This is a genomic window from Streptomyces sp. NPDC046876 (genome assembly GCF_040645035.1).
GTDB lineage: Bacteria > Actinomycetota > Actinomycetes > Streptomycetales > Streptomycetaceae > Streptomyces.
In genome coordinates, this window is sequence record NZ_JBEYXK010000052.1 from 1 (window position 1) to 5,245 (window position 5,245).

The 5,245-nt window shown below is 76.4% G+C and carries 3 protein-coding genes; 2 read left to right on the top strand and 1 reads right to left on the bottom strand.

All coding sequences use genetic code 11. The features are described 5' to 3' along the window. Positions 1 to 143: 143 nt before the first annotated feature. On the bottom strand, positions 144 to 1,661 hold the full coding sequence (locus ABZ924_RS24275; RefSeq protein ID WP_361913481.1) for an amidase: 1,518 nt from the start codon (positions 1,659 to 1,661) through the stop codon (positions 144 to 146). A 468-nt stretch (positions 1,662 to 2,129) separates the two neighbouring features. Here ABZ924_RS24275 and ABZ924_RS24280 point away from each other — a divergent pair, with 468 nt between their 5' ends. Together ABZ924_RS24280 and ABZ924_RS24285 are read left to right on the top strand one after the other, a co-directional pair. After that, positions 2,130 to 3,185, top strand: coding sequence for an AfsA-related hotdog domain-containing protein (locus ABZ924_RS24280; RefSeq protein WP_361913484.1), 1,056 nt, complete (start codon positions 2,130 to 2,132; stop codon positions 3,183 to 3,185). Further along, entirely contained in the window at positions 3,185 to 5,104 is a 1,920-nt protein-coding gene (locus tag ABZ924_RS24285) for a BTAD domain-containing putative transcriptional regulator (RefSeq protein WP_361913487.1), read from the top strand. Before ABZ924_RS24280 ends, ABZ924_RS24285 begins: the two co-directional genes overlap by 1 nt. The last annotated feature ends 141 nt before the right edge of the window (positions 5,105 to 5,245 follow it).

Below are 5,245 nucleotides of genomic sequence, written 5' to 3' on the forward strand. Positions count from 1 at the left end.
CGCAGCGGGGCCCGGGGCCGCAGCGGGGCCCGGGGCCGCAGGCCCCGGTTTCTGGGGGCACCTCCCAGCGGTAGCTGGGGGAGAAGGGGCGGGGTGGGGGAAACAAACCGGCCCGGGCCAGAGGCCCGGCCCACCCCCCACCCTCAACCCCCCGGCAAGGGATCCGGCAGAAACCCGAACAACATGGACGTCAAGGCCCACTGCCCACACAACGCATCCAGCTCAACGGCCCCCACCTCCACCCCCAACTCCCGCAACCGCACCCCAAGCCCCCGCCCCGCCTCACTATCGGCAGCGCCCTGACCAGCGGCAGCCACTCCAGGCAGAGCCCAACCCCGCCCCGGCCCCGGCCCCGGGCCCAGGTCCCGCTCCCGCTCGGGCCGCCGCACATGCCACCCGGTCCCCCGCTGATACGCATCGGCGAGCCGGGCCAACTCGAAGTCGCTCCCCGGCAGCCCGGCCAACTGCAGCGACACCGGCAGCCCGCCCTCGAACCCCATCGGCAGCGCAATGGCAGGGAATCCCACCCCGCTCCACAGCCCCGGCAGCCAGGAGATCGCCCCCAGCCCCTCGGCATCGTCGTACCGCGGCGCCACACCGGGCCAGGCAGGCGTGGCAACGGCCGCGAGCCCCGCGAACCGCCGCCGCATGTTGGCCGCCGCCCAGTCCCGCACCCGCTGCGCCCGCACGTACGTGGAGGCGCTGATCAACCCGCCCAGGACAACGGTCCGCCGGAACGGCCGCCCGTACTCCGCCCAGCGCCCGGTAAGCCCCGCCTGGTGCACCTCGTACGCCTCGGCGAGCAACGTGATGACCTGCGCGGCGAACAGCGGGTACAGCTCGGGCAGTTCCACGGGCACCAGCTCCGCGCCCATCGCCCGCAGCTCCTCCAGCGCGGCGTCGAAGGCGGCACTGCACCCCTCCGAGAGCTGCCCGGATTCGGCGAGGGCCCGCTCGGGCACCCCGATCCGCAGCGGCCCGGCCGGCTGCTGCCACGTCAGAGCACCCGGCTCGCGCCCGGCGAGCACGGCCAGCGTCTCGGCACCCTCCCTGACGGTCCGCGACAGCGTCCCGACCGTGTCCAGGCTGCGGGCCAGCGGCAGGCAGCCGTCCCCCGGCACCAGCCCGGGCGTCGGCTTGATGCCGGTCACCCCGCACAGGGCGGCCGGGATGCGGATGCTGCCGCCGGTGTCCGTACCGAGGCCCACGTCGAAGAGCCCGTCCGGCAGCCCCGCTGCACTGCCGCTGCTGGACCCGCCGGGATAGCGGTCCGGGTCCCACGGGTTGCGCGGCACCACCAGGCCGAGGTCCGGGTCGGGTCGGCCGAGGGCGTGCTCCGCGAGGGTGGTGGAGCCCACCACGACCGCCCCGGCCCGGCGCAGCCGTGCGACGACGGGGGCGTCGGCTCCGGCGTGCCAGGCCGGGTCGTTGACGCGGGAGTGTCCGGTGACGGGGGCCTCCCGGGTCGCGATCAGGTCCTTGACGGCGACCGCGAGCCCGTGGAGCGGGCCGGTGTCCTCGCCGGCCGCCGCGGCGGCGTCCAGCCGGGCCGCCGCCTCGGCGGCTTCGTCCTCGTAACGCCGGTTGAACACCCCCAGTACGGGGTCGAGCAGGTCCGTCCGGGCCCGCCGGCTCGCGATGCGGCTGCTGACGTCGGCCATGGCGCTCCCTGAGCAATAGACGGAAGAAGAACGAAGAAGAAGAACGAAGAAGAAACCGGACCGAACGAGAACGTCCCGGACCACGCGGCCCGAGCGTAGGCAGCGCCCGACCGCCGCAGTCCCCCTGCCTCAACCCCTATCCGCGCACCCACCCGCACCACCCGCACCCACCGGGCCCCACCCCCACACCCCCCACACCGCCGGCCCACACCCCCGGCCCGCACCCCCGCCCAGGCCTCCGACCAGCGCCGACATCGCAGGTCCGGCCCCCCGGGCGCAACCCGTAACTATCTGCCGTGCAGGTTCCTGTCACCGGCCTGCGCTGGCAGGAAGCGGACACGGGTTTGCACGCTTGGACCTGCAAGAGGCCCGGGCCCGGGGGCTGGTGCCGGCGGCCCGGGCGTACCCGGCCGCGGCGCCGGGGCACCGCCTGCCGCCGCACGACGTCGCCGGCCCGAGGAGAACACCATGACGGTCGAGTCCACGACCACCGCCCCCACGAGCGGACCGGACTTCACGGAGCTGGGCCACGGCACGGCCGTACGCCACCTCATCCACTGCCCGCCGTCATGGGACCGGTACCTGCTGGAGGCCCCGGGCAGCAGCGAGGAGCACTTCGTGCTGGCCGGCGAACTGCCGACCGCCCACCCCCTGTTCAACGACGGCCCGGGCCACCTCCACGACCCCCAGCTGCTGACCGACACGCTCCGCGAGATCGGCGAGTTCGTCGGCCACCAGTACTTCGGCGTGCCCCTGGACCGGCCGGGCCTCTTCCACCGCTTCGCCCTCGACCTCACGGACACCGCCCCCTGGCGCACGGCAACGGCCCCGGCCCCGCATCCGGGCCGCGCCGCCCGCCTGCTGACCCGCCTGGCGGTCCGCCCGACCCACAGCCTGGCAGGGGTCCCGCGCGGGCTGGAGTTCCGCCTCGAGGCCGCGATCGACGACGTGGTGTGCGCGACGGGCAGCGCGGGCCTGGTCTTCCTGATGCCGGCGCTGCACCGCAGCCACGTCGCCCAGAGCCGACGCGCCCTGCGTGCCGCCCCAGCGGACGGGCCCTCGTACGAGGAGAGCGCCTGGCCGGTGGCGGCCGCCGAGGTGGGCCGGCGCAGCGAGGCCAACGTGGTGGTGCGCGAGGACTTGGGCGAGCCCGCCGCACCGGGCCGGCTGTCGACCTGGATCGTGCCGCAGCCGGGCAGCCCGCTGTTCGCGGGCCCGGACAGGGGCAGCCTGTCCGCCCTGCTCCTCCTCGAAGGCATGCGCCAGAGCGCCCTGCTGGCCGCCGCACGCAGCGGCGCCGTCGACGTGGACCGGGCCGTGCTCGGCTCCATCGACGTACGCCTCACCGGCTACGCGGCGGACGACCTGCCGCTGCACTGCACGGTGCTGTCCGGCGAGGGGGCGCACGGGCGCGAGAGAGAGGCGGCGCTGACGGTGACGCAGAACGGCCGCCCGGTCGCGGACGCCCGCGCCCGCGTGGTCCAGGACCAGGACTCCTGGGGACTAGGGAACGGCCTCTTCTGATGGAATTCGGGCTCCTCGGCCCGGTGGAACTCACCGGCGAGGCCCCCGGGGTGGGCCATGCCCCGCGGGCGGCGAAACTACGGGTGGTACTGGCCGCACTGCTGATGCGGGCCGGCGAGGTGGTCTCGGCGGGCACGCTGATCGACGAGCTGTGGCCGACGGACCCGCCGCGCACCGCGACCACCACCCTCCAGGTGTACGTGTCCCAGCTGCGCAAGGTGCTGCGGGCGGCCGACCCGGACCACGGCCCGGGCACCCTCCTCACCCGGCCCCCCGGCTACACCCTGCAGCTGGGACGGGCCCGCCTGGACGTGACCGAGTTCGAGCGGCTCCACGCCCGCGGGCGCGCCGCCGAGGCCGCAGGCGACCCGGCCGGCGCCGCCGAACACCACCGCCGGGCCCTGGCCCTGTGGCGCGGCCCCCTGGCCGCCGACACCCCGCACGGCCCCCTGCTGGAGGCCGCCGCGGTACGGCTGGCCGAGACCCGGGCCGCGGCCCTGGACGCCCGGCTGCGGGCGGAACTGGCGCTGGGCCGCCACCACGAACTGGTGGCGGAGCTCGGCGAACTGGCCGCGGGACAGCCGCTGCGCGAGGAACTCCACGGGCAGCTGATGCTGGCCCTGTACCGCTGCGGCCGCCAGGCCGAGGCCCTGGAGGCCTACGCCCGGCTGCGCCGCACCCTGGTCGCGGACCTGGCCATCGAACCGGGCCCGCACCTCCAACACCTCCACCACCGCATCCTCACGGCCGACCCCACCCTCTTGGACGCCGCCCCGACGGAGGCCGCGGCCCGGCACGCGACCGGCGGCAAGGCGCAGAACAACCGCCCCCCAACGCCCAAGCCCCGGGCAGCACTCCGCCCCGAGCCCGCGCCACAGCACGCCGGCCGACCCACCAGGCAGTCACCGTCCGGCCCCGGAAAGGCCGCGGAGCGGCAGCACCCTTCCGGCGCTGCGCGCCGGCCCGCGGAAGCGGTGCCGTATGCCGCGAAGCCCGACGTGGACGCGGCCACGCGCCCGACCACCCCGCACGCAACACCCCAGGACGGCTACGACCTGCCCTGGTGGGCAACCGACCCGGAGCCCCCCGCACCGGCCGCCCGGGCCGGAGGCCTGCCCCGGCCCCAGGACGGCACGGCCTGGCCGGGCCTGGGCCCGTGGCGGGCCGCGGAGCCCGGAACCGCCGCGCTCGTCGGGGCGGTCTCCGAGGCGTATGCGGCCGGCCTGTGGTCCAGCGTCGTACGGCTCGCGGACGCCCTCACCGCGCCGGTGGAGGCGGGCGCGGCATGGCCCGAGTGGGCCCGTACCCACACCCTGGCCCTGGACGCGGCGCGCCGCAGCGGCGACCGCGACGCCGAAGCCCGGATGCTCCGCTCCCTCGGCGACCTCGCCTGGCAGCAGGGCCGCCCGGCCACCGCCCGTACGCACTACGAGCAGGCGCTGCTGACCGCCCACCACTGCGGCGCGTACGAGGAACACGGCCGGGCCCTCGCCGCTCTGGCCGACCTGCACCTGGACGAGGGTTCCCACGCCCGCGCCCGCGAACTCCTGGACCAGGCCCTGGCCCAGTGCCCCGGCCCCGGCCGGGCCCGCTTCGACGCACTGCGCGCCACCGCGCTGCTGGCCCTGGAGGAGGGTGACACCGAAGCCTCCGCCCGCTGCTTCGAGCAGGCCCGCCAGGTGGCCCGGGCGCTCGGCGAGCAACGCCTGGAGGCGTACGCCCGCCGGGCGGCCCGCGCCGCGGCCGAGGGCAGCACCCGCCACCGCGAGGTCCGCCCGGGCATCTGGCGCCTCCGCGAACCCGCCCGCCACTTGACCCCAACGGCCCGACAACCACACTCCGGCCCGGGCATATCCAGCCCGCACGGCACTCGACCGCAACCGGTCGGGCCAGAGCAATCCAGCCCGCGCGGCGCTTGAGCGCAACGAGGCACCCCCAGCAGAAGCCGGCAAAGGGCCCGAGCGCACCGACCCAGCCCACCCCGCGCTTGAGCGCAACGGACCCCCAGCAGTAGCCGGGAAAGGCTCCGGGCACAGCGATCCAGCCCGCGCGGCGCTTCA